The 25169-nt window shown below is 45.3% G+C and carries 41 protein-coding genes; 34 read left to right on the top strand and 7 right to left on the bottom strand.

The window, feature by feature from the left end; genetic code table 11:
• The 29 genes from L5L94_RS21245 to rplQ form a co-directional block, all read left to right on the top strand.
• Positions 1-751 (top strand): elongation factor Tu (locus tag L5L94_RS21245; RefSeq protein WP_263164983.1); only part of this gene is annotated, 751 nt, incomplete at its 5' end.
• 334 nt (positions 752-1085) lie between these two features.
• Positions 1086-1397, top strand: coding sequence for a 30S ribosomal protein S10 (rpsJ, locus tag L5L94_RS21250; RefSeq protein WP_006083601.1), 312 nt, complete (start codon positions 1086-1088; stop codon positions 1395-1397).
• Between the two features lie 30 nt (positions 1398-1427).
• Positions 1428-2066, top strand: coding sequence for a 50S ribosomal protein L3 (rplC, locus tag L5L94_RS21255; protein WP_006083600.1), 639 nt, complete (start codon positions 1428-1430; stop codon positions 2064-2066).
• 17 nt (positions 2067-2083) lie between these two features.
• Positions 2084-2689, top strand: coding sequence for a 50S ribosomal protein L4 (gene rplD / locus L5L94_RS21260; RefSeq protein ID WP_113941598.1), 606 nt, complete (start codon positions 2084-2086; stop codon positions 2687-2689).
• Positions 2689-2991 carry a 50S ribosomal protein L23 gene (rplW, locus tag L5L94_RS21265; protein WP_025008843.1) on the top strand — a complete coding sequence of 101 codons (303 nt, stop codon included), beginning with the start codon at positions 2689-2691 and terminating at the stop codon, positions 2989-2991. The genes rplD and rplW overlap by 1 nt, the downstream gene beginning before the upstream one ends.
• A 16-nt stretch (positions 2992-3007) precedes the next feature.
• Complete coding sequence (gene rplB / locus L5L94_RS21270; protein ID WP_006083597.1) at positions 3008-3832, top strand: 50S ribosomal protein L2; 825 nt, start codon at positions 3008-3010, stop codon at positions 3830-3832.
• A gap of 14 nt (positions 3833-3846) precedes the next feature.
• Entirely contained in the window at positions 3847-4125 is a 279-nt protein-coding gene (rpsS, locus tag L5L94_RS21275) for a 30S ribosomal protein S19 (RefSeq protein WP_006083596.1), read from the top strand.
• 15 nt (positions 4126-4140) lie between these two features.
• Positions 4141-4473, top strand: coding sequence for a 50S ribosomal protein L22 (rplV, locus tag L5L94_RS21280; RefSeq protein ID WP_006083595.1), 333 nt, complete (start codon positions 4141-4143; stop codon positions 4471-4473).
• Between the two features lie 9 nt (positions 4474-4482).
• Positions 4483-5175, top strand: coding sequence for a 30S ribosomal protein S3 (rpsC, locus tag L5L94_RS21285; RefSeq protein WP_006083594.1), 693 nt, complete (start codon positions 4483-4485; stop codon positions 5173-5175).
• 11 nt (positions 5176-5186) lie between these two features.
• Entirely contained in the window at positions 5187-5597 is a 411-nt protein-coding gene (rplP, locus tag L5L94_RS21290; RefSeq protein WP_006083593.1) for a 50S ribosomal protein L16, read from the top strand.
• Positions 5597-5788: a 50S ribosomal protein L29 gene (rpmC, locus tag L5L94_RS21295; RefSeq protein ID WP_006083592.1), complete on the top strand. Its 192-nt coding sequence runs from the start codon at positions 5597-5599 to the stop codon at positions 5786-5788. Before rplP ends, rpmC begins: the two co-directional genes overlap by 1 nt.
• Positions 5788-6036, top strand: a complete 249-nt coding sequence (rpsQ, locus tag L5L94_RS21300; RefSeq protein WP_006083591.1) for a 30S ribosomal protein S17 — start codon at positions 5788-5790, stop codon at positions 6034-6036. Before rpmC ends, rpsQ begins: the two co-directional genes overlap by 1 nt.
• 180 nt (positions 6037-6216) lie before the next feature.
• Positions 6217-6585: a 50S ribosomal protein L14 gene (gene rplN, locus L5L94_RS21305; protein WP_006083590.1), complete on the top strand. Its 369-nt coding sequence runs from the start codon at positions 6217-6219 to the stop codon at positions 6583-6585.
• An 11-nt stretch (positions 6586-6596) separates the two neighbouring features.
• Positions 6597-6911, top strand: coding sequence for a 50S ribosomal protein L24 (rplX, locus tag L5L94_RS21310; protein ID WP_006083589.1), 315 nt, complete (start codon positions 6597-6599; stop codon positions 6909-6911).
• 12 nt (positions 6912-6923) lie between these two features.
• On the top strand, positions 6924-7463 hold the full coding sequence (gene rplE / locus L5L94_RS21315; RefSeq protein WP_006083588.1) for a 50S ribosomal protein L5: 540 nt from the start codon (positions 6924-6926) through the stop codon (positions 7461-7463).
• A gap of 10 nt (positions 7464-7473) precedes the next feature.
• Positions 7474-7779 (top strand): 30S ribosomal protein S14, encoded by a 306-nt coding sequence (rpsN, locus tag L5L94_RS21320; RefSeq protein ID WP_006083587.1) that lies wholly within the window; start codon positions 7474-7476, stop codon positions 7777-7779.
• A gap of 24 nt (positions 7780-7803) precedes the next feature.
• Positions 7804-8196, top strand: coding sequence for a 30S ribosomal protein S8 (gene rpsH, locus L5L94_RS21325; protein WP_006083586.1), 393 nt, complete (start codon positions 7804-7806; stop codon positions 8194-8196).
• Positions 8197-8206: 10 nt separating this feature from the next.
• Positions 8207-8740: a 50S ribosomal protein L6 gene (gene rplF / locus L5L94_RS21330; RefSeq protein WP_263164985.1), complete on the top strand. Its 534-nt coding sequence runs from the start codon at positions 8207-8209 to the stop codon at positions 8738-8740.
• Between the two features lie 10 nt (positions 8741-8750).
• Positions 8751-9101, top strand: a complete 351-nt coding sequence (gene rplR / locus L5L94_RS21335) for a 50S ribosomal protein L18 (protein WP_006083584.1) — start codon at positions 8751-8753, stop codon at positions 9099-9101.
• An 11-nt stretch (positions 9102-9112) separates the two neighbouring features.
• Entirely contained in the window at positions 9113-9616 is a 504-nt protein-coding gene (gene rpsE / locus L5L94_RS21340) for a 30S ribosomal protein S5 (protein ID WP_006083583.1), read from the top strand.
• A gap of 6 nt (positions 9617-9622) precedes the next feature.
• Positions 9623-9805, top strand: coding sequence for a 50S ribosomal protein L30 (gene rpmD, locus L5L94_RS21345; RefSeq protein WP_006083582.1), 183 nt, complete (start codon positions 9623-9625; stop codon positions 9803-9805).
• 3 nt (positions 9806-9808) lie between these two features.
• Positions 9809-10243 carry a 50S ribosomal protein L15 gene (rplO, locus tag L5L94_RS21350; RefSeq protein ID WP_006083581.1) on the top strand — a complete coding sequence of 145 codons (435 nt, stop codon included), beginning with the start codon at positions 9809-9811 and terminating at the stop codon, positions 10241-10243.
• Between the two features lie 7 nt (positions 10244-10250).
• Positions 10251-11591, top strand: coding sequence for a preprotein translocase subunit SecY (gene secY / locus L5L94_RS21355; RefSeq protein WP_007644459.1), 1341 nt, complete (start codon positions 10251-10253; stop codon positions 11589-11591).
• 21 nt (positions 11592-11612) lie between these two features.
• Positions 11613-11726: a 50S ribosomal protein L36 gene (rpmJ, locus tag L5L94_RS21360; protein ID WP_006083579.1), complete on the top strand. Its 114-nt coding sequence runs from the start codon at positions 11613-11615 to the stop codon at positions 11724-11726.
• Between the two features lie 117 nt (positions 11727-11843).
• Positions 11844-12200: a 30S ribosomal protein S13 gene (rpsM, locus tag L5L94_RS21365; protein ID WP_011787581.1), complete on the top strand. Its 357-nt coding sequence runs from the start codon at positions 11844-11846 to the stop codon at positions 12198-12200.
• A gap of 15 nt (positions 12201-12215) precedes the next feature.
• Entirely contained in the window at positions 12216-12608 is a 393-nt protein-coding gene (rpsK, locus tag L5L94_RS21370; RefSeq protein ID WP_006083577.1) for a 30S ribosomal protein S11, read from the top strand.
• 32 nt (positions 12609-12640) lie between these two features.
• Positions 12641-13261: a 30S ribosomal protein S4 gene (rpsD, locus tag L5L94_RS21375; protein ID WP_006083575.1), complete on the top strand. Its 621-nt coding sequence runs from the start codon at positions 12641-12643 to the stop codon at positions 13259-13261.
• Positions 13262-13285: 24 nt separating this feature from the next.
• Positions 13286-14275 (top strand): DNA-directed RNA polymerase subunit alpha, encoded by a 990-nt coding sequence (locus L5L94_RS21380; protein WP_006083574.1) that lies wholly within the window; start codon positions 13286-13288, stop codon positions 14273-14275.
• Between the two features lie 40 nt (positions 14276-14315).
• Complete coding sequence (gene rplQ / locus L5L94_RS21385; protein WP_006083573.1) at positions 14316-14711, top strand: 50S ribosomal protein L17; 396 nt, start codon at positions 14316-14318, stop codon at positions 14709-14711.
• 58 nt (positions 14712-14769) lie between these two features.
• Here rplQ and L5L94_RS21390 read toward each other — a convergent pair whose 3' ends face one another.
• The 6 genes from L5L94_RS21390 to ccmA form a co-directional block, all read right to left on the bottom strand.
• Positions 14770-15783, bottom strand: a complete 1014-nt coding sequence (locus L5L94_RS21390; RefSeq protein WP_263164987.1) for an ABC transporter substrate-binding protein — start codon at positions 15781-15783, stop codon at positions 14770-14772.
• Positions 15784-15916: 133 nt separating this feature from the next.
• The gene (gene ccmE / locus L5L94_RS21395) at positions 15917-16405 is read right to left on the bottom strand and encodes a cytochrome c maturation protein CcmE (protein ID WP_105251038.1); all 489 of its coding nucleotides are present in this window, start codon (positions 16403-16405) and stop codon (positions 15917-15919) included.
• Positions 16402-16602 (bottom strand): heme exporter protein CcmD, encoded by a 201-nt coding sequence (gene ccmD / locus L5L94_RS21400; RefSeq protein ID WP_105253042.1) that lies wholly within the window; start codon positions 16600-16602, stop codon positions 16402-16404. The genes ccmE and ccmD overlap by 4 nt, the downstream gene beginning before the upstream one ends.
• Positions 16602-17348, bottom strand: a complete 747-nt coding sequence (locus tag L5L94_RS21405) for a heme ABC transporter permease (protein ID WP_105251039.1) — start codon at positions 17346-17348, stop codon at positions 16602-16604. Before L5L94_RS21405 ends, ccmD begins: the two co-directional genes overlap by 1 nt.
• Before the next feature lies 1 nt (position 17349).
• Positions 17350-18036 carry a heme exporter protein CcmB gene (gene ccmB / locus L5L94_RS21410; protein WP_006079706.1) on the bottom strand — a complete coding sequence of 229 codons (687 nt, stop codon included), beginning with the start codon at positions 18034-18036 and terminating at the stop codon, positions 17350-17352.
• Positions 18037-18047: 11 nt separating this feature from the next.
• Positions 18048-18698, bottom strand: coding sequence for a cytochrome c biogenesis heme-transporting ATPase CcmA (gene ccmA, locus L5L94_RS21415; protein ID WP_131525727.1), 651 nt, complete (start codon positions 18696-18698; stop codon positions 18048-18050).
• Between the two features lie 318 nt (positions 18699-19016).
• Between ccmA and L5L94_RS21420 the strand changes: the two genes are divergently transcribed.
• Positions 19017-19316, top strand: a complete 300-nt coding sequence (locus L5L94_RS21420; RefSeq protein ID WP_105251041.1) for a c-type cytochrome — start codon at positions 19017-19019, stop codon at positions 19314-19316.
• Between the two features lie 61 nt (positions 19317-19377).
• On the opposite strand, the gene ccmI is transcribed toward L5L94_RS21420, so the two are convergent.
• Positions 19378-20628 carry a c-type cytochrome biogenesis protein CcmI gene (gene ccmI / locus L5L94_RS21425; RefSeq protein ID WP_168827730.1) on the bottom strand — a complete coding sequence of 417 codons (1251 nt, stop codon included), beginning with the start codon at positions 20626-20628 and terminating at the stop codon, positions 19378-19380.
• A 400-nt stretch (positions 20629-21028) separates the two neighbouring features.
• Here ccmI and L5L94_RS21430 point away from each other — a divergent pair, with 400 nt between their 5' ends.
• Genes L5L94_RS21430 through L5L94_RS21445 form a run of 4 tightly spaced genes read left to right on the top strand, consistent with a single transcriptional unit; the run spans position 21029 to position 24634 of the window.
• Positions 21029-23008 carry a heme lyase CcmF/NrfE family subunit gene (locus tag L5L94_RS21430; RefSeq protein ID WP_113941594.1) on the top strand — a complete coding sequence of 660 codons (1980 nt, stop codon included), beginning with the start codon at positions 21029-21031 and terminating at the stop codon, positions 23006-23008.
• 11 nt (positions 23009-23019) lie between these two features.
• Positions 23020-23574, top strand: a complete 555-nt coding sequence (locus L5L94_RS21435; RefSeq protein ID WP_105251044.1) for a DsbE family thiol:disulfide interchange protein — start codon at positions 23020-23022, stop codon at positions 23572-23574.
• Positions 23571-24050 carry a heme lyase NrfEFG subunit NrfF gene (gene nrfF, locus L5L94_RS21440; RefSeq protein ID WP_198573869.1) on the top strand — a complete coding sequence of 160 codons (480 nt, stop codon included), beginning with the start codon at positions 23571-23573 and terminating at the stop codon, positions 24048-24050. The genes L5L94_RS21435 and nrfF overlap by 4 nt, the downstream gene beginning before the upstream one ends.
• Positions 24047-24634 carry a TlpA family protein disulfide reductase gene (locus tag L5L94_RS21445; RefSeq protein ID WP_263164989.1) on the top strand — a complete coding sequence of 196 codons (588 nt, stop codon included), beginning with the start codon at positions 24047-24049 and terminating at the stop codon, positions 24632-24634. Before nrfF ends, L5L94_RS21445 begins: the two co-directional genes overlap by 4 nt.
• Positions 24635-25169: the final 535 nt, after the last annotated feature.

Consider the following 25169-nt stretch of genomic DNA (forward strand, 5'->3'; position numbering starts at 1 on the left):
GTTACTGGAATTGGTTGAAATGGAAGTGCGTGAACTTCTGTCAGAATACGATTTCCCAGGTGATGATTTACCAGTAATCCAAGGTTCAGCTCTGAAGGCCCTAGAAGGTCAACCAGAGTGGGAAGCTAAGATCCTTGAATTAGCCGCAGCACTGGATTCTTACATTCCAGAACCACAACGTGACATCGATAAGCCGTTCCTACTGCCAATCGAAGACGTATTCTCAATTTCAGGCCGTGGTACAGTAGTCACTGGTCGTGTTGAGCGTGGTATTGTTAAAGTGGGTGACGAAGTTGAAATCGTTGGTGTTCGCACAACGACTAAAACAACGTGTACTGGTGTAGAAATGTTCCGTAAACTGCTTGACGAAGGTCGTGCAGGTGAGAACTGTGGTGTGTTATTACGTGGTACTAAGCGTGATGACGTAGAACGTGGTCAAGTATTGGCTAAACCAGGTTCAATCAACCCACACACCACTTTTGAATCAGAAGTTTATGTTCTGTCAAAAGAAGAAGGTGGACGTCACACTCCATTCTTCAAAGGCTACCGTCCACAGTTCTACTTCCGTACAACTGACGTAACCGGTACTATCGAACTGCCAGAAGGCGTAGAGATGGTAATGCCTGGTGACAACATCAAAATGGTAGTGACTCTGATTTGCCCAATCGCGATGGACGAAGGTTTACGCTTCGCAATCCGTGAAGGTGGTCGTACAGTTGGTGCTGGTGTAGTAGCTAAAATCATCGCTTAATTGCGATAGAAATTAGTTTGAAAAGGAAGCTTCGGCTTCCTTTTTTATTTGAGGGCTGGTTTTATTTACAAATTTGTGTAAAATGCTCGCCACTCTGAAGTTAAATAGTTATTTGATGACTATTTACACAGCGGGCTTGATATCCGAATTTAGATAGGTATAATGGCCCCCTCGTCGACCTAGGTTGACGAATTAAATGATTAGTCGCTGAAGTTAATCATTATCATAGCGGCTCCGATTGGGAGTCGAACGGTTAAATCATCTCGCTCTGCTTTTCTATATTGAAGAAGCTAGAGGGTGATTTTTTATATGTCCATTTTAGGAGCTCTGGTCAATGCAGAACCAAAGAATCCGTATCCGCTTAAAGGGATTTGATCATCGCTTAATTGATCAGTCTACAGCGGAAATCGTTGAAACTGCTAAGCGTACAGGCGCGCAGGTTCGTGGTCCAATTCCACTACCTACTCGCAAAGAGCGTTATACCATTTTGATCTCTCCGCACGTTAATAAAGATGCTCGTGACCAGTACGAATTACGTACACACAAGCGCCTGGTTGACATCGTAGAGCCAACTGAAAAGACTGTTGACGCGTTAATGCGTTTAGATCTTGCGGCTGGTGTCGACGTACAGATTAGCTTGGGTTAATTGAGATCCTAGTAAGAAGAGGTTTGAGAGATGGCTATCGGTCTTATTGGTCGTAAAGTTGGTATGACTCGCATCTTCACTGAAGATGGTGTTTCAATACCAGTTACTGTAATTGAAGTTGCAGGCAACCGTGTTACTCAAGTGAAAACTTTAGAAACTGACGGCTACCGTGCACTTCAAGTTACAACTGGCACCAAAAAAGCCAATCGCATCACTAAACCAGAAGCAGGTCACTTTGCCAAGAGCGGCGTTGAAGCCGGTCGTGGTTTGTGGGAAATGCGTTTGGTAGACGGTGAAGGCGAGGGCATTGAAGTTGGTGCTGAGCTAAATGTTGATATTTTCGCAGACGTAGCGAAAGTTGATGTTACTGGTCAATCAAAAGGTAAAGGCTTCCAAGGCGGCGTTAAGCGTTGGAACTTCCGTACTCAAGATATGACTCACGGTAACTCTTTGTCGCACCGCTCGAATGGTTCTATCGGTCAGAACCAAACGCCTGGTCGCGTATTCAAAGGCAAAAAAATGTCAGGCCATATGGGTGCCGAGCGTGTTACTACTCAAAATCTAGTTGTTGTTCGTGTAGATGTTGAGCGTAACCTGCTACTAGTCCGTGGCGCTGTTCCTGGCGCTACCAATGGCGACTTGATTATCAAGCCTGCCGTTAAAGCTTAAGGTCTGAGGAGATAGTAATGGAATTGGTATTGAAAGACGCGCAAAGCGCTCTTGAAGTTTCCGAAACTACCTTCGGCCGTGACTTTAACGAGGCACTGGTTCATCAGGTAGTTGTAGCATACGCTGCAAACGCGCGTCAGGGCACTCGTGCTCAAAAGACTCGTGCGGAAGTAACTGGCTCAGGCAAAAAGCCTTGGCGCCAAAAAGGAACTGGCCGTGCTCGTGCTGGTTCTGTTAAAGGCCCAATCTGGCGTGGCGGTGGCGTAACATTCGCTGCTAAAACCCAAGATCACAGCCAAAAAGTTAACAAAAAGATGTACCGCGGCGCGCTGAGAAGCATTCTGTCTGAATTGGTACGTCAAGAGCGTTTGGTTATTGTTGAATCTTTCGGTGTTGAAGCTCCTAAAACTAAAGAGCTGAAAGCTAAATTGAAAGCAATGAACCTTGAAGACGTTCTGATTGTGACTGCAGAAGTTGATGAGAACTTATTCTTAGCAGCTCGTAACCTGTACAAGGTTGACGTTCGTGATGTAGCGGGTCTAGACCCAGTGAGTCTGATCGCCTTCAACACTGTGCTTGTGACTGCTGACGCAGTGAAGCAAATCGAGGAGATGCTAGCATGATGATCCGCGAAGAACGTTTGCTAAAAGTTATTCTCGCTCCACATATCTCTGAAAAGAGCACTGTGAACGCTGAGAAGCACAACACTGTTGTTTTCCGCGTAGCTATCGATGCAACTAAAGCTGAAATTAAAGCTGCTGTTGCTAAGCTATTTGAAGTTGAAGTTGATTCAGTTCGCACTTTAGTGAGCAAAGGCAAAACTAAACGCACTGGTGGCCGTACTGGTCGTCGTAGCGATTGGAAAAAAGCCTATGTGACTCTAGCTGCTGGTGCTGACATCGATTTCGTCGGCGGCGCTGAGTAAGCAAAGGAGAATTATCATGGCAGTTATTAAGTGTAAGCCAACCTCTCCAGGTCGTCGCCACGTAGTTAAAGTGGTGAACACTGACCTGCACAAGGGTAAACCTTTTGCTGGCTTGTTGGCGAAAAAATCTAAAAGTGGTGGCCGTAACAATACTGGCCGTATCACTGTCCGTCACGTAGGTGGTGGTCATAAGCAGCATTATCGTCTAATCGACTTCAAACGCGATAAAGATGGTATCCCTGCAAAGATTGAGCGTCTGGAATATGATCCAAACCGTACTGCTAACATCGCGTTAGTATTGTATGCGGATGGTGAGCGTCGTTATATTCTTGCTGCCAAAGGCATGCAAGCTGGCGATAAGATCCAGTCTGGTGTTGCTGCCGAGATCAAAACCGGTAACGCTATGCCACTGCGCAACATCCCAGTAGGTTCTGTAGTTCACGCAGTTGAAATGAAGCCTGGTAAAGGTGCTCAGATCGCTCGTTCTGCAGGTGCTTATGTACAAGTTGTTGCTCGTGATGGCGCATATGCCACTCTACGTCTTCGCTCTGGCGAAATGCGTAAAGTGCCAGTTGATTGCCGCGCGACATTTGGTGAAGTTGGTAATGCCGAACACATGCTACGCCAGTTAGGTAAAGCAGGTGCTAAGCGCTGGAGAGGCATACGTCCTACAGTGCGTGGTGTTGCAATGAACCCAGTAGACCATCCACACGGTGGTGGTGAAGGCCGTACTTCTGGTGGTCGTCACCCAGTGACTCCATGGGGTGTGCCAACTAAGGGTTATAAAACTCGTAGTAACAAGCGCACTGACAAGTACATCGTACGTCGTCGTAATAAATAGTAAGAGGATTCGCCATGCCACGTTCTCTCAAGAAAGGTCCCTTCATTGACCTGCACTTGCTGAAGAAGGTAGAGAAAGCGATGGAAGCCGGTGACAAAAAGCCTATTAAGACTTGGTCACGTCGCTCTATGATCATTCCAAATATGATTGGTTTGACCATCGCTGTCCATAATGGTCGTCAGCACGTTCCTGTGTTCGTAACTGACGAAATGATCGGCCACAAACTTGGTGAATTTTCACCAACTCGCACTTATCGCGGCCATGCTGCAGATAAGAAAGCGAAGAAGCGTTAATACGGGAGGAATAAGATGGAAGTTTTAGCTAAACATCGTTTTGCCCGTACGTCTGCGCAGAAGGCCCGTCTGGTTGCTGATCAAATTCGTGGATTGCCTGTTGCTAAGGCCCTCGAAATTTTGACTTTCAGCCCCAAGAAAGCCGCCGTACTGGTTAAAAAAGTACTTGACTCAGCTATCGCAAACGCCGAACACAACGAAGGCGCGGATATTGATGAGCTTAAAGTCGGAGCCGTCTTCGTAGATGAAGGCCCAACTATGAAGCGTATCATGCCACGTGCTAAAGGCCGCGCTGATCGTATCATGAAGCGTACCAGCCACATTACTGTGGTTGTATCAGATCGCTAGGAGAGAGCAATGGGACAGAAAGTACATCCTAATGGTATCCGTCTGGGTATCACCAAGCCTTGGATCTCTACCTGGTACGCAGATAAATCAGATTACGCAAGTAACCTGAACAGCGACTGGGAAGTGCGTAAGTTTCTTGTAGAGAAATTACAAGCTGCTTCAGTATCTAAGATTGTTATCGAGCGTCCAGCGAAAAGCATCCGCGTTACCATTCACACTGCCCGTCCAGGTGTTGTGATCGGTAAGAAAGGTGAAGACGTTGAAGTATTGCGTGCAGCAGTGTCAAAACTTGCTGGCACTCCTGCTCAAATTAACATCGCTGAGATCCGTAAACCTGAGCTAGATGCCAAGTTAGTTGCTGACTCAATTGCACAGCAATTAGAGCGTCGCGTAATGTTCCGTCGTGCTATGAAGCGCGCAGTTCAAAACGCAATGCGTATTGGTGCTCAAGGTATCAAAGTACAAGTTAGTGGCCGTTTAGGCGGAGCTGAGATTGCGCGCGATGAGTGGTATCGTGAAGGTCGTGTACCTTTACATACTTTGCGTGCTGATATCGACTATTCTACATCTGAAAGTCACACCCAATACGGTGTGATTGGCGTTAAAGTTTGGATCTTCAAAGGTGAAGTTCTAGACGGAATGCTGCCACAGATTGAAGAGCCGAAGCAGCAGCAACCTAAGCGCAAGCCTCGTGGTAAATAGGAGAGCCGGCAATGCTGCAACCTAAACGTATGAAGTTTCGCAAGATGTTCAAAGGCCGCAACCGCGGTCTAGCGAACGGTACCGAAGTTAGCTTTGGTACTTTTGGTCTGAAAGCAGTCGGCCGTGGCCGTTTAACTGCACGTCAGATCGAATCTGCACGTCGTGCCATGACACGTCACATTAAGCGTCAGGGACAAATTTGGATTCGAGTTTTCCCGGACAAGCCGATTACCTCTAAGCCTCTTGAAGTGCGTATGGGTAAAGGTAAAGGTAACGTTGAATACTGGGTATGTCAGATTCAACCTGGTAAGGTTCTTTATGAGATGAATGGTGTTTCTGAAGTGATCGCTCGTGAAGCGTTTGCTTTGGCTGCTGCCAAGCTTCCAATTAAGACTACCTTCGTAACTAAGACGGTGATGTAATGAAAGCGAGCGAACTGAGAGAAAAGAGCGTTGAAGAACTGAACGCTGAACTACTTGGTCTGCTGCGTGAGCAGTTCAACCTGCGTATGCAACACGCCACTGGTCAGTTGACTCAGACTAATCAACTGAAATTGGTGCGCCGTAACATTGCGCGCGTTAAGACCATTATTACTTCTAAGGCGGGTGCATAATGTCTGATAAAATCCGTACTTTGCAGGGTCGTGTAACTAGCAACAAAATGGACAAGTCCATTACTGTTGCTATCGAACGCCAAGTGAAACACCCAATTTATGGGAAATACATTAAGCGTACGACAAAGATCCATGCACATGACGAAACGAATCAGTGCAATGAAGGCGATTTAGTAGCGATTCGCGAATGTCGTCCTTTGTCTAAGACTAAGTCTTGGACCCTGGTTGAAGTAGTATCAAAGGCCTAAGTTAATTAGGTATTTAGGTAAACGGCTCCAGAATGTGGGGCCGTTTGTTTTTTAATACTATACATTCCACTTTTATGGTGTTATATTTGCGCGCCATTTTTGACTAAATTAATAGCAAAAATGAGTGTTTTTATTGTCCCATAGTGGGAATTGTGTAGTAACGATAGCGGAGCACTTAAAATGATCCAAATGCAATCGACTCTTGACGTTGCTTGTAACAGCGGCGCACGCAGAGTTCAGTGTATTAAGGTCTTGGGTGGCTCTCATCGTCGTTATGCCGGTATCGGCGACATCATCAAAGTTTCTGTTAAAGAAGCGATTCCTCGCGCTAAAGCGAAGAAAGGCGATGTGTATAACGCGGTGGTAGTCCGTACTAAGAAAGGCGTACGTCGTCCAGACGGTTCTGTCATTCGCTTCGATCGGAATGCAGCTGTTCTTTTGAACAACAACCTGCAGCCGATTGGTACTCGTATCTTTGGACCAGTGACACGTGAATTGCGTAATGAGCAATTTATGAAAATTGTCTCGCTGGCACCAGAAGTACTGTAAGGAGCTTCAAAATGGCAGCTAAAATACGTCGTGAAGACGAAGTGATTGTATTAGCAGGTAAAGACAAGGGTAAACGTGCAAAAGTTTCTCAAGTCCTTCCTACTGGTAAATTGATTGTTGAAGGCATCAATCTTGTCAAAAAACACCAAAAGCCAAACCCACAATTGGGCGTAGCTGGCGGTATTGTTGAGAAAGAAGCACCGATACAAGCATCAAATGTAGCGATTTTCAACTCTGCCACTGGCAAAGCTGATCGCGTTGGTTTCCGCTTTGAAGACGGCAAAAAAGTTCGTTTCTTCAAATCGAACAGTGAACTCGTTAAGTAATTGGAGTAAACGATGGCGAAACTGCATGATAAATACCAAGAGACTGTTGTCGCTGAACTTGCTAAAAAGTTCGGTTATACCAGTGTCATGCAAGTCCCTCGGATTGAGAAAATCACCCTGAACATGGGTGTTGGCGAAGCTGTTGCAGACAAGAAAATCATGGACCATGCTGTCCGTGATATGACTGCAATCGCTGGTCAAAAGCCAGTTGTGACTGTCGCTCGTAAGTCAGTTGCTGGTTTTAAAATCCGTGAAGGCTACCCTATTGGCTGTAAAGTGACCCTACGCGGTGAGCGTATGTGGGAATTCTTAGAGCGTTTAGTCGATATCGCAATCCCACGTATTCGTGACTTCCGTGGCTTAAGCGCTAAAGCGTTTGACGGCCGTGGTAACTACGCAATGGGCGTGCGTGAGCAGATCATCTTCCCAGAAATCGATTACGATAAAATCGATAAGATTCGTGGTATGGATATTGTTATCACTACTACTGCGAAGAATGATGAAGAAGGTCGTGCTTTGTTAGACGCTTTTAACTTCCCATTCAAGAAATAAGGGTAGCGTAATGGCAAAAACATCAATGAAAGCACGTGAAGCTAAACGTGCACAGCTCGTGGCCAAGTACGCTGAAAAGCGTGCGGCTCTTAAGACTATCATTGCAAGTCCAGCTTCTTCTGACGAAGATCGTTGGGATGCGGTTCTTAAGCTGCAAGCTCTACCACGTGATTCCAGCGCTGCGCGTCAACGCAATCGTTGTAATCAAACTGGTCGCCCTCATGGCTTCTTACGTAAATTCGGCTTAAGCCGTATCAAATTACGTGAAGCAACCATGCGTGGTGAAGTTCCTGGCCTGCGTAAGGCCAGCTGGTAAGCACTTGTCACGGAGTAAGCTAATATGAGCATGCAAGATCCTATTGCGGATATGTTAACCCGTATTCGTAACGGCCAAGCTGCTAACCACGTATCAGTGAAGATGCCTTCAGCTAAGTTGAAAGTCGCAATTGCGAAACTACTTAAAGATGAAGGTTATATTGCTGATTACGCCGTAGCAGATGAAGCCAAGCCTGAACTGGAAGTTACTTTAAAGTATTTCCAAGGCCAACCAGTCGTTGAGACTATCCAGCGTGTAAGTCGCCCTGGTCTTCGTATTTACAAAGGTAAAAACGAACTTCCAAAGGTGATGGGCGGTCTGGGTGTCGCAATTGTGTCCACTTCTAAAGGCTTGATGACTGATCGTGCCGCCCGCCTTGCAGGCATGGGTGGCGAGGTTATCTGCTACGTAGCTTAAGGAGCTAGGAATGTCTCGTGTAGCAAAAGCACCAGTATCTATTCCAGCTGGCGTAGAGGTGACCTTGAACGAACAGACCCTTACCGTCAAAGGCGGAAAAGGTAGTCTGACTCGAGTGATCAACAATGCGGTCAATGTTGTTATTGAAGCCGGCGTAGTTAAGTTCCTCCCTGTTGAAGGCGTTATTAACGCTTGGGCACAGGCTGGTACAACTCGTGCATTAGTAAACAACATGGTTGTTGGTGTATCTCAAGGTTTTGAGCGTAAGTTAAAGTTAGTTGGCGTTGGTTACCGTGCGAAACTCGTCGGTGCTGATATTGACCTTACTTTAGGTTTCTCTCATCCGTTAGTACACAAACTGCCCGCAGGCGTTACTGCAGAGTGCCCTAGCCAAACTGACATCGTCCTACGTGGCGTTGATAAACAGTTAATTGGCCAAGTCGCTGCTGAGATTCGCGGATACCGTCCACCAGAGCCATACAAAGGCAAAGGTGTTCGCTATGACGACGAAGTAGTACGCCGTAAAGAGGCTAAGAAGAAGTAGGTAACGCGATATGGATAAGAAAACATCTCGCTTACGTCGCGCTACTCGCGCTCGTAAGAAGATCCAAGAGCTGGGCGTGAACCGTCTGGTTGTACATCGTACACCGCGTCACATTTATGCTCAGGTGATCAATCCTGAAGCTCAGGTGTTGGCAGCTGCTTCAACCGTAGAAAAAGCGGTTAAAGAGCTACTGAAGAGTACCGGTAACGTAGACGCAGCGAAAGCAGTAGGTAAATTTGTTGCTGAGCGCGCGATCGAAAAAGGCGTAACTTCAGTTGCGTTCGATCGTTCTGGTTTCAAGTATCACGGTCGTGTAGCTGCTTTAGCAGATGCAGCTCGTGAAGCTGGCCTGAAGTTCTAAGGGGTTATAAAATGGCTAAATTAGAAGCTCAGCAAAAAGACGATCTGCAAGAGAAATTAATTGCAGTTAATCGTGTTTCTAAAGTAGTTAAGGGCGGTCGTATCTTTAGCTTCACAGCACTGACAGTAGTGGGTGACGGTAACGGTAAGATTGGCTATGGCTATGGCAAAGCACGTGAAGTTCCAGCCGCGATTCAAAAAGCGATGGAAAAAGCTCGTCGTAACATTGTGACCGTTGAGTTGAATGCAGGTACTCTGCATCACCCAGTTAAAGGTCGTCATACTGGTTCTCTTGTGTACATGCAACCTGCATCACAAGGTACTGGTATTATTGCCGGTGGCGCAATGCGTGCCGTATTGGAAGTAGCAGGCGTGCATAACGTTCTGTCAAAAGCATACGGTTCTACTAACCCGATCAACATCGTTCGCGCGACTGTCGATGCTTTGGTGCACATGAAGTCACCTTCGCAAATCGCAGCTAAGCGTGGCCTGAATGTTGACGAAATTCGGGGGTAATGCACCATGGCAACTAAAACTGTAAAAGTTACTCAAACTAAAAGCGGTATCGGTCGTTTACCGAAGCACCGTGCAACCCTAACGGGTCTTGGTTTGCGTCGCATTGGTCACACTGTTGAATTAGAAGATACTCCTTCTGTTCGCGGTATGATCAACAAGGTCTACTACATGGTTAAGGTGGAGGATTAATAGATGCGTTTAAATACTCTATCTCCAGCTGCAGGCTCTAAGCATGCACCAAAGCGTGTAGGCCGTGGTATGGGCTCAGGTCTAGGTAAAACAGCGGGTCGTGGTCATAAAGGCCAAAAGTCTCGTTCTGGTGGCGGTGTACGCCCAGGATTCGAAGGTGGTCAAATGCCACTGAAAATCCGTTTACCTAAATTTGGTTTTACCTCGCGTCGCGCTATGGTAACAGCTGAAGTTCGTGTACTCGAACTGGCAAAAGTTAACGGTGATGTTATCGACTTAAACGCTCTGAAAGATGCGAACGTAATAACTCGCAACATCCAGTTTGCGAAAATTGTTCTTTCAGGTACCATTGAGCGCCCTGTGACTGTTAAAGGTCTGAAGGTAACCAAAGGTGCACGTGCAGCTATTGAAGCTGCCGGCGGTAAGATCGAGGAATAATACGTCGATGGCAAAACCAGGACTTGATTTAAAAAGCGCGAAAGGTGGACTTTCAGAATTGAAAGCTCGCCTCCTGTTCGTGATTGGTGCGATTATCGTCTTTAGAGCCGGTTCGTTTGTGCCAATTCCTGGTATTGACGCAGCTGTATTAGCAGAGCTGTTTGCTCAGCAAAGTGGAACCATCCTTGGCATGTTTAACATGTTCTCGGGTGGTGCCCTTGAGCGTGCCTCTATCTTTGCATTAGGTATTATGCCGTACATTTCGGCATCGATTATCATGCAACTGTTGACTGTCGTACATCCTGCACTCGCTGAATTGAAAAAAGAAGGCGAATCAGGACGTAAGAAAATCAGTCAATATACCAGATGGGGTACCTTAGTGCTGGGTACATTCCAGTCGGTCGGTATTGCAACCGGGTTACCAAACTTAGTGCCAGGCCTTGTGGTCAACATTGGATTTGGATTCTACTTTGTTGCGGTTGTGAGCTTAGTGACAGGAACTATGTTCCTTATGTGGCTAGGTGAACAAATTACCGAACGTGGTATAGGTAATGGTATCTCGATTTTGATTTTCGCAGGTATTGTTGCTGGATTACCTTCCGCTATCGGCCAAACGGCTGAGCAGGCGCGTCAAGGTGACTTGAATGTGTTAGTATTGTTGTTGCTCGCGGTAATTGTGTTTGCAGTGACTTATTTTGTAGTGTTTGTGGAACGTGGTCAGCGTCGTATCGTCGTTAACTATGCTAAGCGTCAGCAAGGCCGTAAGGTGTTTGCTGCGCAAAGTACCCATCTACCGCTGAAAATAAACATGGCAGGTGTTATTCCGCCAATTTTTGCGTCAAGCATCATTTTGTTTCCTGGAACACTGGCTCAGTGGTTCGGTCAGAATGAGTCCATGTCATGGTTGAGTGATTTTTCACTGGCTGTTTCACCTGGACAACCGCTTTACTCATTATTATATGCAACAGCGATTATCTTTTTCTGTTTCTTCTATACTGCGTTGGTGTTTAACCCACGTGAAACAGCAGATAACTTGAAGAAGAGTGGTGCATTCATCCCTGGGATCCGTCCTGGAGAACAGACTTCGCGTTACATTGATAAAGTTATGACCCGTTTGACATTGGCAGGCGCGTTATACATAACCTTTATCTGCTTAATTCCGGAGTTCATGTTAATTGCGTGGAAAGTACAGTTCTATTTCGGCGGTACTTCACTACTAATTATGGTAGTCGTAATCATGGACTTCATGGCTCAGGTTCAGACGCATATGATGTCTCATCAGTATGAGTCTGTGATGAAGAAAGCTAACCTAGTTAACAAAGCGAATTTAGATCGTTTTGGTCGCTAAGTAGCTTTACGGAGTGATGAAATGAAAGTTCGAGCTTCCGTGAAGAAGATCTGCCGTAACTGCAAGATCGTCAAGCGTAGTGGCGTTGTACGCGTTATCTGTGTTGAACCAAAACACAAACAGCGTCAAGGCTAAAAAGTAATTTGTTCAGCCCATGAATTGGGCTGAACAAAATTTTGTTTGCAAATCTGTTGACTGTCGAGTATCCTTTCGGGCTTTTCGCAGTTGGCCTTTAACTTTAAGGAGTGCATAGTGGCCCGTATCGCTGGCATTAACATTCCTGATCAAAAGCATACAGTCATCGCATTGACTGCTATTTTCGGCATCGGCCGTACTCGCGCTAGAGCAATCTGCGCGGCTACAGCAATCGCTGAAACTGCTAAGATCAAGGAATTGAGCGAAGCTCAAATAGACACACTACGCGAAGAAGTCGCCAAATACCTAGTAGAAGGTGACTTACGTCGTGAGATTTCAATGAACATCAAGCGTCTTATGGATCTTGGTTGTTATCGTGGTCTCCGCCATCGCCGTAGCCTGCCTCTCCGTGGGCAACGTACTAAGACCAATGCGCGTACGCGTAAAGGTCCACGTAAACCTATTAGAAAGTAACGGGAAGGTAAAGCAATGGCTAAAGTTCCGTCACGTTCTCCGCGTAAGCGCGTACGTAAACAGGTTGCAGATGGCATGGCTCATATCCATGCTTCTTTCAACAACACTATTGTCACCATTACAGATCGTCAAGGTAATGCGTTGTCATGGGCTACTTCAGGTGGTTCAGGTTTCCGTGGTTCACGTAAATCTACTCCATTTGCTGCACAGGTGGCTGCTGAGCGTGCAGGTGCTGCTGCTCAAGACTACGGTTTAAAAAACCTTGAAGTGTTTGTGAAGGGTCCAGGTCCAGGTCGTGAGTCAGCCATTCGTGCGCTGAACGCTGTTGGTTATAAAATTACCAACATTACCGATGTGACGCCGATCCCTCATAATGGTTGTCGTCCTCCTAAAAAGCGTCGTGTATAACGCCGTTTCATTAGGATAGTTGGAGAAAGATCATGGCAAGATACTTGGGTCCCAAGCTCAAGCTCAGCCGCCGAGAAGGTACAGACCTTTTCTTAAAAAGCGGTGTGAGAGCAATCGATTCAAAGTGTAAACTGGAAACTGCACCTGGACAACATGGCGCTCGTAAGCCACGTTTGTCAGAGTACGGTACTCAGTTACGCGAAAAACAAAAAGTTCGTCGTATTTACGGTGTGTTAGAAAAACAATTCCGTAACTATTACAAAGATGCTGCACGTACTAAAGGCAACACAGGTGAAAACCTGCTTCAGCTTTTAGAAACCCGTCTTGATAACGTTGTTTATCGTATGGGCTTCGGTGCAACTCGTGCAGAATCACGTCAGCTAGTAAGCCATAAATCTATTATGGTTAACGGTCGTGTTGTTAACATTCCATCATTCAAAGTGTCTGCGAATGATGTTGTGAGCATCCGCGAGAAGTCACGTACTCAAGCTCGTATTAAAGCGGCTTTAGAAGTGGCAGCTCAACGCGAGAAGCCTACATGGGTTGAAGTCGACAACGCGAAAATGGAAGGTGCTTTCAAGCGCGTTCCAGAACGTAGCGATTTGTCTGCGGAAATTAACGAACAGCTGATCGTCGAGCTTTACTCTAAGTAAGGCTAACAAACAAGAGAGGACACAATGCAGGGTTCTGTTACAGAATTTCTTAAACCGCGTCTCGTTGATATCGAGCAGGTTAACTCAACACGTGCCAAGGTTACATTGGAACCACTTGAGCGTGGTTTCGGCCACACTTTAGGTAACGCGTTGCGTCGCATCCTATTGTCGTCTATGCCCGGCTGCGCGGTTACCGAAGTCGAGATTGACGGTGTACTGCACGAATACAGCAGTAAGGAAGGCGTTCAAGAAGATATCCTTGAGATCTTGTTAAACCTGAAAGGGTTAGCAGTGACCATCGAGGGTAAAGACGAGGCTATGCTTACGTTGAGCAAGTCCGGCGCAGGCCCTGTCATCGCAGCAGATATCACGCATGATGGTGATGTCACTATCGTGAATCCTGATCATATTATCTGTCATCTGACAGGTAACAATGATATCAGCATGCGTATTCGCGTTGAGCGTGGTCGTGGTTATGTACCAGCATCTGCTCGTGCACAGACCGAAGACGATGATCGCCCAATCGGCCGCTTGCTGGTTGATGCTTCTTTCTCGCCAGTTGCACGTATTGCCTACAATGTAGAAGCAGCACGTGTAGAACAGCGTACTGACTTAGATAAACTCGTTATCGATATGACCACAAACGGTACTATCGATCCTGAGGAAGCTATCCGTCGTTCTGCAACTATTCTGGCTGAACAGCTAGATGCGTTTGTAGAGTTACGTGACGTGACTGAGCCAGAGCTGAAAGAAGAGAAACCGGAATTCGATCCGATTCTGCTGCGTCCTGTCGACGATTTAGAGCTAACTGTACGTTCGGCTAACTGCTTGAAAGCCGAAGCGATTCATTACATCGGAGATCTGGTACAGCGCACTGAAGTTGAGTTGCTGAAAACCCCGAACTTAGGTAAGAAATCTCTTACTGAAATTAAGGATGTTTTAGCTTCTCGCGGACTGTCGTTAGGTATGCGTTTGGAAAACTGGCCTCCAGCTAGTTTAGCAGACGACCTATAAGTCTCAGGTTTGTACAGATTTAGGTTATAAGGATTAGGTCATGCGCCATCGTAAGAGTGGTCGTCAACTAAACCGTAACAGCAGTCATCGCCAAGCCATGTTTCGCAACATGGCCGGTTCACTAGTTCGTCATGAGATAATCAAGACAACTGTGGCTAAAGCGAAAGAACTGCGTCGCGTAGTTGAGCCTCTGATAACACTTGCTAAGAGTGACAGCGTTGCAAACCGTCGTTTAGCGTTTGCACGTACTCGCGACGCTGAAGTCGTTGGTAAGTTATTTACTGAGTTGGGTCCACGTTACCAGGAACGTCCTGGTGGCTATACCCGTATCCTTAAGTGCGGTTTACGTGCTGGTGATAAAGCCCCTATGGCTTACATCGAGCTAGTTGGTCGCCCAGAAGCTGCTCAAGCTGTTGATGTTGAAGCTGCTGAGTAATTAAGGTTACACTTTTAAAAAGCCGGGCATTAGCCCGGCTTTTTTTATGCCTTTTTTACTATTTTACCCAAAGTGTGGTTTTCTCGATTTCTTTTGGGAGGACGATATTCCATTCAGCTAAGCCTTTCTGGCTAAACATGTATTTTCCAAGATCATCTGTTACTGGGAAAATATTTTCGGGTTTCTCGCCGCCAAGTATTTTTGTCGCCATATTCGCTGCAATCTTGCCATGATGATAGCCATCGAGAACATAGCCACCAATATTGCCTTCAGCAGAGACACTAAATCCCCAAAACCCAAAATTCGGTACCGGAGTATGTTCAGATATCCATTTTAGGAGTTGATCTGCATCTACTGAGCGATTATCTGCATCTCTAACTGTGTGGTATAGCGCCACGACTATAGCGTTATAACCCTGTTCCTTCGCGGTCAATACATTCCGCTGCCAATCCGTTAGCTGTGACAATTGCACTAAATTAACTTCGATATCGCCTAACATGCTTGAGTGTTGTTTACTGATGTATTCAGCCGCTGAGTCAGAGGTGACTCCTTGGTCGAATAGAACTAAGATTTTTCTATGCACAGTTTGCGGTAGTAAACGTTGAATGAGCAGTAGTGAACGTCGTAGTAGTGGTCTCTCAATGACGCCTGTGAAGCGTTTGTGTTCATTGAGATGATATTCTCTAGGATTCATGTTCACCCCTAAATAGACTACTGGGATTAGGCTGTCATTTAGGCGCTGGTGTAAGAGATTAACCGCATTATCATCGGCGAGAATAACCAATTGAGGTGCTTGTTGTTGAATGTATTTCCATGCTAAGTCAGCTCGTTCAGTAAATTGCTCTTGGGGTAAGCGTTTGGTATCCATCTCGAAATAACTAACATCGTGGTGAGGGCTGAGCGTGTCATAAATCGCTTGATAGTATTCTTGGTCCCATTGATAGCTATGATGGTAGCTTTCGATAACAACAACTTTAGCAGCATTGGCTTCCTGAGAGAGGCCTACCAAGCAGATAATTAGGAAGCTTAGAATGTGTTGCAAACTAGAGTTTAGTTGTCTTATTTGAATCATATACAGTCTTAGGTATTGGCGCTGCCTAGAGTATAGTCCACCTTTAATTGTGCATATTGAGATAATAAAAAAGCCTCACTAGTTATTAAGCTAGGAGGCTTAGTTTGTACGCTATTGCTGAGCCATCAATAACCTACTTAGTATCTGGTGCCTTTTGCTGGCTATAATCTAACTTTTCGTGCTTTTGGCCCATGGCTTCAGCGACTTCTGGTGGCATGTAGTTTTCATCATGCTTGGCCAGTACTTCAGTTGCTTCTAGTTTGCCATCAGCACCCAGTACACCCTGAGCAACAATGCCTTGTCCTTCACGGAAAAGATCGGGCAATAGGTCGTCATAAGTGACCAGTACTTCACCGCCGAGGGAGTCATGTACTGCAAATTCGACATGCAAGCTTTTGGGATCTCGCACCATAGAACCTACCGTCACCATTCCGCCGACACGAATACGTTGGCCAATTTCAGGTTTTACGCCAGTGTCTGTCTTACCGTGGACAATTTCAGACGGAGTATAGAATAAGTTCAAGTTGGAGTTCAGCGCATAGAGCAAAAGCGAAGTAATCGCAGCAACGCCACCGATTAATGCTACAGCTAATGTCAGTCTTTTTTTGCGTCTTGGGTTCACGATTTAGTACTCCTGGTTTCTTTTAAGCGTTCTTCTCTATCCATCTTTTTCGCGATATCAATTAACACCTTACGCTTTTGGCGTGCGCTGGTAATGATGAGCGTAGAGAGGCAGAAGAAGGTCACTCCGTAGGATAGCCATACATAGAATGCATAGCCGCCCATATTAAAAAAATCACTGATTGAATCGAATTGCATCATTTGACCTCCTCCGCTTTAGCTAGTTCACGGACCCAAGGGCGCATGCCATTTCTTGCTAAAATTTCTGCTCTAAAACGAACAATAGTGATGGCGCCAATCATAAGACCGAAGCCCAGTATGTTAATTAACAGTGGATAGAGCATTTCCGTCGACATTGTCGATTTCTCGGTAATGCGTATTGTCGACGGTTGATGTAATGAGCTCCACCATTCAACTGAGTATTTGATGATAGGAATATTGATCACACCGACGATCGCTAAGATCCCTGCTGCACGAGCTGCGAGCACTTTATCCTCAAATGAGGCATAGAGCGAGATCACACCTAGATATAGGAATAGTAATACCAGCTCAGAAGTTAAGCGTGCATCCCATACCCACCAAGCACCCCACATAGGTTTGCCCCATGCTGCTCCGGTAAAGAGTGCGATAAAGGTGATTACTGCACCAATGGGAGCAATAGATGCTGCAGCCCAGTCGGCAAGTTTTATTTGCCAAACTAGACCGATAAAGGCCGCTGTTGCCATACCCATATAAGCCGCCATTGACATCGACGCGGCAGGAACATGGATAAAGATAATACGGTAGCTATCACCCTGCTGGTAATCCGTCGGCGCGAAGACGAGTCCCCATGTAGTGCCAACAGCAATCAATAGACCTGCTAAGATCGCAAACCATGGAAATAACGTTCCTGATAATTTATATGCGCGTTCAGGATCCGCGTAAGGGTGTAACCATTTCCACATTTTAGTTAGTACTCACTCGCAGAGATGCACCAATTGCAAAAGGTGCTAAGGTTAACGATCCGACCAGCATAGCGCCTATTATAGCGAGCTGACCATCATAGGGTAAATTCATTCCTGCCGCGTCTATAGCACTCGTTGCAAAAATGAGTACTGGGATATATAGGGGCAAAATAAGTAAGCTGAGTAACACGCCGCCTTTTCTTAGACCGACGGTTAATGCCACACCGATAGCACCTAACAGCGACAATACTGGCGTGCCTAGCGCAAGCGTCGAAATTAACGCACCGTAGCTGTTGCCGTCTAGATTGAGTAATACCGCTAACAGTGGTGCGATAATAATCAGTGGCACACCAGTTAAAATCCAGTGGGCTAACACTTTAGCTAATACGAGAATGGCTAATGGCTGTGGGCTTAATAGCATTTGTTCTAAGCTACCATCACTAAAGTCGGCTTTGAAAAGCCTTTCAAGTGACAACATTGATGCTAATAATGCGGCGACCCAAATTATCCCCGGTGCCACACGTGCTAACATTTGCGGTTCTGGTCCAATCCCCAGCGGAAACAAGGTAACGACCATAATAAAAAATAGCAGTGGGTTAAAAATGTCGCCGCGGTGGCGAATAGCAATTTTAAGATCTCGCTGCAGCAAGGTGAAAAATGCTTGGGTAAAACTGATGCCTCTTTTCATTGAGCCTGACCTTATATGAAGCGATAATCGAGACGAATTTTACGAAGCCTATCATCTGTGATAATGCCCATATCTTGGTGAGTTGTGAGGATCACACAGCCACCATTATCCGCATGCTGAATAAATAACTGCTCCAGTTCTTCGACGCCTTTTTTATCGATTGCAGTAAAAGGTTCGTCAAGTATCCAAATTTTACAGTTGCTATGCCACAATCTTGATAGCGCTGTTCTGCGATGCTGGCCTGCGGATAAATGCCCCGCGAGAGCTTCTTCAAAGCCCGTTAAATTGACTTTGGCTAAAATCTCTGACGTATCAAAGTCATCATAACCACTGATTCTTAAATTGAAATTAAGGTTTTCTTCGGCAGTCAGCTCGCATTTCACGCCAGCTAAATGGCCTAAATACAAGAGGTCTTCATTGTATTCATCGCGGCAACGGTTTATGTCTTCATTAATGTAAAAAGTTTGTCCGGCATAGGGGCGAGAAAGGCCCGCCAATATACGTAATAAACTGGTCTTGCCTGCGCCGTTAGGGCCTTCAATCTGAACAATGTCACCGGCATTTATATCAAAACTTAACTCATCAAAGAGGATGCGTTCTTCGCGGATACAGGTCAGCTTGCTGGCTGACACTAATGTGGTTTCTTTAGTTATATTTGTCACTGAACCCTCTATCTCAAGCCGGAAGGAAACACAAGTCATTCTAACACAAACGTTATTGGGGGTTTACTCTTGGTTTGCACTAGATGTCAGCAATATGATGTGGTTCCAATAACCGCAATATTTATCGAACTTTTTTACGACTTGCTAATATATTAACGAATTTGTCATCCTTGTCGCCTGATTCATTTTGTGTTGAGATTCTAATCACAAAAAGATGAGATTTCTTGAAGTTTGTAGTAATCTTAGTCGGCTATAATGAGTCTGCCTAAGTAAGGGCGGCGCCGAGCTTTGTACGTATTTGCATTAGGAACATTGAACATGAAAAAACTGTTAGCAATGACTGCTGTCGCTGCTTTGACTATGTCAGTTAACGCTTCAGCTCAAGATGCTGAGGCTATTTATAATAAGGCATGTACCGTATGCCACAGTATGGGTGTTGCTGGTGCTCCAAAAGTACACAACGCTGCAGAATGGGAACCACGCTTAGCTAAGGGTGTTGACGCTCTAGTGAAGAGTGTGAAAACCGGTCTGAATGCTATGCCACCAGGCGGTATGTGTACTGATTGTACTGATGATGATTACAAAGCTGCTATCAAATTTATGTCTACAGCTAAGTAATTCTTCAGATATAAAAAAACCGGCGAAAGCCGGTTTTTTTATATCTGCAATTAACTGCGATTTATTGCACTTGAGTATCAAGTACTAGGTTCGCTGTATCGCCTACGGCGACTTTACTGATCTTGCCTTGAATATCACCCGTTTGCGGTTTGATATTACCTTGTTTAGACAGCACAGCAATCACTTCCACATTGGCTGCATCGCTTAACTTAACATCACCACCCATACCGCTACTGTCATCTAATGTCACTGTAATCGGGAAAGACTTAGCACTGACTTTGGTTGCAGCTAATGGGACTTTAGGTCCTTCAGTTGCACGGGCAAAGATGAAAATGGTGTCTTCTGGACTGGCTTTAGCCGCAAGTTCTGCAGAGATAGATATAGTGACATTGACCGATTTAGCACTCGCTTTGACTTGCTTATGTGCATCATCATTTGGCATGCCAGCGGTTTCCGACTGCATGCGTAAGTTGGCGGTTTCGATTGCATTCATAAGAGCAGCACGATCAACGTCGGCACGACCGCTATCTAAAATCGTTTGCCAAGAGGTGATGGCTTTCTTGTAGTCAGCAGTAAAGAAAGCATCCATACCCACGAGCAGTAGCGTTGAAGGATCTTGGGCATCCATAGCTAAGGACTCATCGATAAGAGCTTGGATTTGCGGTGTCATTTGTTGACCCGCTTTGTAATACATCGCCGTTGCTTTTGGACCGAGCAATTCTGCATGCTTTCCGACTAATTCGATTACTTTATCGAAAGCCGCAATCGCTTTATCATATTGGTTTGCTGATACATAAGCATGACCTAAGCTAAACCACAGTTGGCTGTTTTCTGGCTCGGCTTTAACTTGAGCTTCCATCATCTGCACGCGTTGCATCATGATTTGAGCCGTATCCATTCCTGCATGTGGATTCGCAGGTTGTTGAGCACTATCAATATTCTCGAAGGCACCTAAGTGTTGATAGAGATAGCCTGAGATGACAATCAAACAAACTGACATGATCGACGGCCACAGAATCGTCTTTGGCTTTATTTGGTTGACCAGTGAATCGTCGTTCGCTTGTTTGATGTCTTGGAGTAGACTGATTTCCAGTTCTTTCTTCAATGCATCAAATTCGGCTTGATCGAGTAGCTCTTCACTTAATTCTTTTTCAAGAACGCCTAAGCGCTCATTGAACAATTCAAGGTTCGTTTGTTTACGAACTCCAGCTTCTTCCGTTTTCAGCAATTTTTGCTGTCTGAAGTGCGGGATCCAAATCAGCATCAGGCCGACTAACATAACAAGCGCAATAAAAATCCAAAATGTCGTCATTGTTTCTATATTCACTTTAGTTTGCAGAAAGCGGAGTAACCGCTAGGCTTGGAAGCAAGATTATACGTAAAGATTGTTCATTGAACAGTAATATAAGGTAATCCCAGTGCTGAAAGCTTATAGTTGGGCACTGGTTCACAAATTGATTCTTCTTGTAAATTTTGTATGAAACTTAAGTGTCATTTGTCGGTCACATGCAGAACTGAGCCTCTTCCGTGACTTTCATCGACCTCTAAAATTGAGAATGAGACAAGTAACCCAGTTTTGTACGAAAGAGGCAGACAGGAACAATAGCAAATACTAAAATGAGCAAAATTTCGTGCATTTGCGTGAATAGCATGTTGTGCGTTGAGATAGAGTCTTTCTAAATCAACATATTATTGAAGACTGAGGAAAACCCATGATCCCAGAACTTGGACACTTTGCGTTGATAATAGGGGTGGCTTTTGCCTTCTTATTAATCAGCGTCCCCCTAATAGGTGTTGCCAGAAAAGACCAATACCTTGTTAGGTACGCTTGGCCATTAACGTACGGAATGTTCTTTTTTATTACCTTATCTGTTGTCGTGCTGGCTTATAGTTTTGCCGTCGATGATTTCTCGGTCGCCTATGTGGCACATCATTCAAATTCTCAGTTACCTATCTTCTTTAAGATCTCGGCCGTATGGGGCGGTCATGAAGGGTCACTGTTATTTTGGGTGTTTGCTTTATCAACTTGGGCGGCTGCGGTTGCCTTATTTAGCAAAGGTTTAGAAGAAGTGTTTACTGCCCGTGTGCTGGCAGTATTGGCTCTTATTGTGATTGGCTTTAGTTTGTTTATGCTACTCACATCTAGCCCATTTGAACGTTTATTCCCGATCCCTGCCGAAGGTCGTGACTTAAATCCAATGCTGCAGGATGTGGGATTAATCTTCCATCCTCCTATGTTGTACTTGGGTTATGTGGGCTTCTCTGTAAGCTTTGCATTTGCGATTGCTGCGCTGATGAGCGGCCGTCTCGATTCTGCATGGGCTCGTTGGACTCGTCCATGGACATTGGCTGCTTGGACCTTCCTTACGGGCGGTATCGCACTAGGATCTTGGTGGGCTTATTATGAATTAGGCTGGGGCGGTTGGTGGTTCTGGGATCCTGTTGAGAACGCCTCTTTTATGCCTTGGTTAGTGGGTACTGCGCTTGTTCACTCTTTGATTGTGACTGAGAAACGCGGCGCCTTCCGTAACTGGACTGTATTACTGTCTATTTTTGCTTTCTCTTTAAGTTTGCTTGGTACCTTTATTGTTCGCTCAGGTGTATTAACCTCAGTGCATTCATTTGCAGCCGATCCAAGCCGCGGTATGTTCATCCTGTTGTTACTTGGTTTAGCTGTTGGCGGTTCATTAACACTGTTTGCTTTACGTGCCAGTGAAATGAGTAGTCCAGCCCGTTTCGAGCTTAAGTCTAAAGAAACTATGCTCTTAGTGTGTAACGTGCTACTGACGGTTGCCGCAGGTACGGTACTATTGGGTACATTATATCCATTGCTCATCGATGCACTTGGCATGGGTAAGATCTCTGTTGGACCTCCATACTTTAATGCGGTGTTCGTGCCTATCGTATTAGTGCTATTTGGCTTTATGGGTATTGGTCCAATTATTCGTTGGAAAAAATCGAAAGCGGGCGAGCTTAAGCGTCAGCTATTGATCCCAGCAATGATTGCTGCTGCTATCGGTATTGTGACTCCTTTTATCGTCGATGGTGCATTCAATATTTGGGTTGCCTTTGGTATTGCTGCCGCGGCTTGGATTATTCTGGCTACCGCAAGAGCGGCCTATAACATGGTCAAGTCGAAAGAAGGTGATATCAGCATCAGCCGCATGGGCCGTAGTCAGCTTGGTATGATCTTCGCGCATCTCGGTATTGCCGTTTCTGTGATTGGTGCCACTATGGTGTCAAATTACTCGATTGAGAAAAGTGTTCGTATGGGACCTGGTGTAAGCCAAGAACTCGCCGGTTATACTTTTAAGTATCTCGAGACCAAAAACGTAGTGGGTCCTAACTACACTGCACAGCAGGGACAGATAGAGATCTACAAGGGCGATGAGCTACTGACATTACTAAAACCAGATCGTCGTCAATATAATGTGCGAACTATGGATATGACAGAAGCCGGTATTGACTGGGGTCTATTCCGTGACTTGTACGTGACTATGGGCGACCCTATTACCAGCACTGAATTTGCGGTTCGTTTAAACTATAAGCCGTTCGTGCGTTGGTTATGGTTTGGGGCAATTTTCATGATGATAGGTGGATTCTTCGCTGCATCGGATAAACGTTACCGTGCGAAAGTCACTGCAGCCGTCGCGCCTTTGGCCGAAAAGGCAAAATTGGCAACGGCTCAATAATTGGGGAATGTATGAAGAAGTTGGTTCTGTTTATCCCATTGGTCATATTTCTCGCCATGGGGGTGTTTCTCTATAAAGGATTATTTCTGAATCCGCAGCAATTGGATTCAGCACTGGAAGGGAAGCCTATTCCGGCTTTCCAACTGGAACGCCTAGAAACACCGGCTGAGATCATAACGAATGAGCAATTAAAAGGTAAGGTATCATTACTTAACGTATGGGCGACGTGGTGTCCATCTTGTAAATATGAGCATCCTTTCTTAGTGATGCTAAAACGTAAAAATCTTCTGCCAATTTACGGGATCAACTATCGTGATGAGCGTGTTCCTGCGTTAGAAGAGTTAAAACGTCAGGGCGACCCCTACAACGTTAATATTTATGATAAAGATGGGCGTTTAGGATTAGATCTTGGCGTTTATGGTGCTCCAGAGAGTTTTATTGTTGATCACAACGGTATTATCCGTTTCCGTTATGCAGGTCCAATAGACCAACGCGTATGGAGTGAAACCCTTTACCCTATGATCCAACAATTACAAGCTGAAGCAGCGAAGGATGGCGCAGCATGAGAACGCTGATAAAAATCATGGGTGGTCTAGTGCTGATGTTCAGCATGACGACTGCCGTCATGGCAACACCAGTTGATACTTACGAATTCAAGTCGCCTGAAAATCAAAAGCGCGGTTTGTCTTTGGCCCATGAACTACGTTGTCCACAGTGTCAAAACCAAAATTTGATCGACTCCAATTCACCCGTTGCTCGAGATCTGCGTCTTGAGGTATTCAAGATGGTTGACGAAGGAAAAGGGGATGATGAGATCATCGAGTTTATGACCAGTCGTTATGGTGAGTTTGTTCTCTATAAACCTAAGATGGAAACCAAGACCTACATTCTCTGGTTAGGTCCTATTGGTTTATTACTTCTGGGTCTAGTGATTGGATTTATCTTCATTCGTAAGCAACGTATTGGCGGTAATGTGCCGAACGAAATTAGCGCAGAAGATCAGCGCGAGTTAGATACCTTGCTAAAGCGCAATACAAAATGAAGCATAAAGTCATAACGGCATTCATGTTGTCATCCATTCTTTCGGTATTTGTTGCTGGGGTCACGCATGCGTACCCTGGTATGCAGCAAACGGCTAAACCGATGGAATCAACGGTTGATTTGATCAATGTACTGCCAAAGACTTTTCCTATTGAGCCTGTTGCCTTTAATGATGTCGATGGTAAAGCTATCGACTTCAGCCAATTTAAAGGTAAGATCATTATGGTTAACATGTGGGCGACTTGGTGTCCGCCATGTGTCAGAGAGTTGCCTGCAATCGAAAGGTTAGCAACTAAGTTCAAGACTGAAGATTTTGTCGTACTGCCTATCTCTATTGATGCAGAAGGTAAGCAGCAGGTTCAGCCGTTCTTAAGTTCATTGGGTATGGCGAATTTCAACTCTTACTACGATCAACCACAAAGTCTTGGGAACGTTTTTCCGCTCGACACGATTCCTGCGACCTTTATTCTTGATCAACAGGGTCAATTAATTGCCTTTGTTCGATCCTATGTTGATTGGGATGACGTAAAAGCCGTCTCGCTAATCCAAGGTTTTATCGATAAAGGCAGCAAAAAGCCCAATTAATGGGCACTTTGCATGTAAAATAATCGCCATCGTTTAAAAGATCGCCATGCGATCTTTTTTCATTTAAAAAGCCCTTGCACAAAAAGTTTCACTGCCTATAATGCGCATCCACTGACACGGCAGACAGCGTTAAGCAGCTTGGTGTGACAGTTCATTGATAAGTTTACTGATTGATGAGTGTTGAGAAAGTTTGTAAAAACTCCTTGACGCGAAACGGGAAATGCGTAGAATACGCAGCCCTAGCCAACTGGAAGCGTTCGGCGCTCAGTGTGGTACTCAAGTTCTMTTACGAATATTGAGTTGCTCTTTAACAAGATAAAACAAGAAATCTGTGTGGACACTCACAGGTGTTGAGTTAATCGAAACTGCTTAACCTTCGGGTTGGCAGTCAAAAATTTAAATCAATGTAACAATGAGTGTTCATAGCAATATGTACAGTTTGTTTCTTTAGTTAGAAACAAAAAATCAGAATTCATTGAGCCGCTGAAGTCRCAAGACGGAAGCAACAAAACTTTAATTGAAGAGTTTGATCATG

The organism is Shewanella sp. SM21 (assembly GCF_025654335.1).
In the GTDB taxonomy this organism is placed as follows: domain Bacteria; phylum Pseudomonadota; class Gammaproteobacteria; order Enterobacterales; family Shewanellaceae; genus Shewanella; species Shewanella oncorhynchi.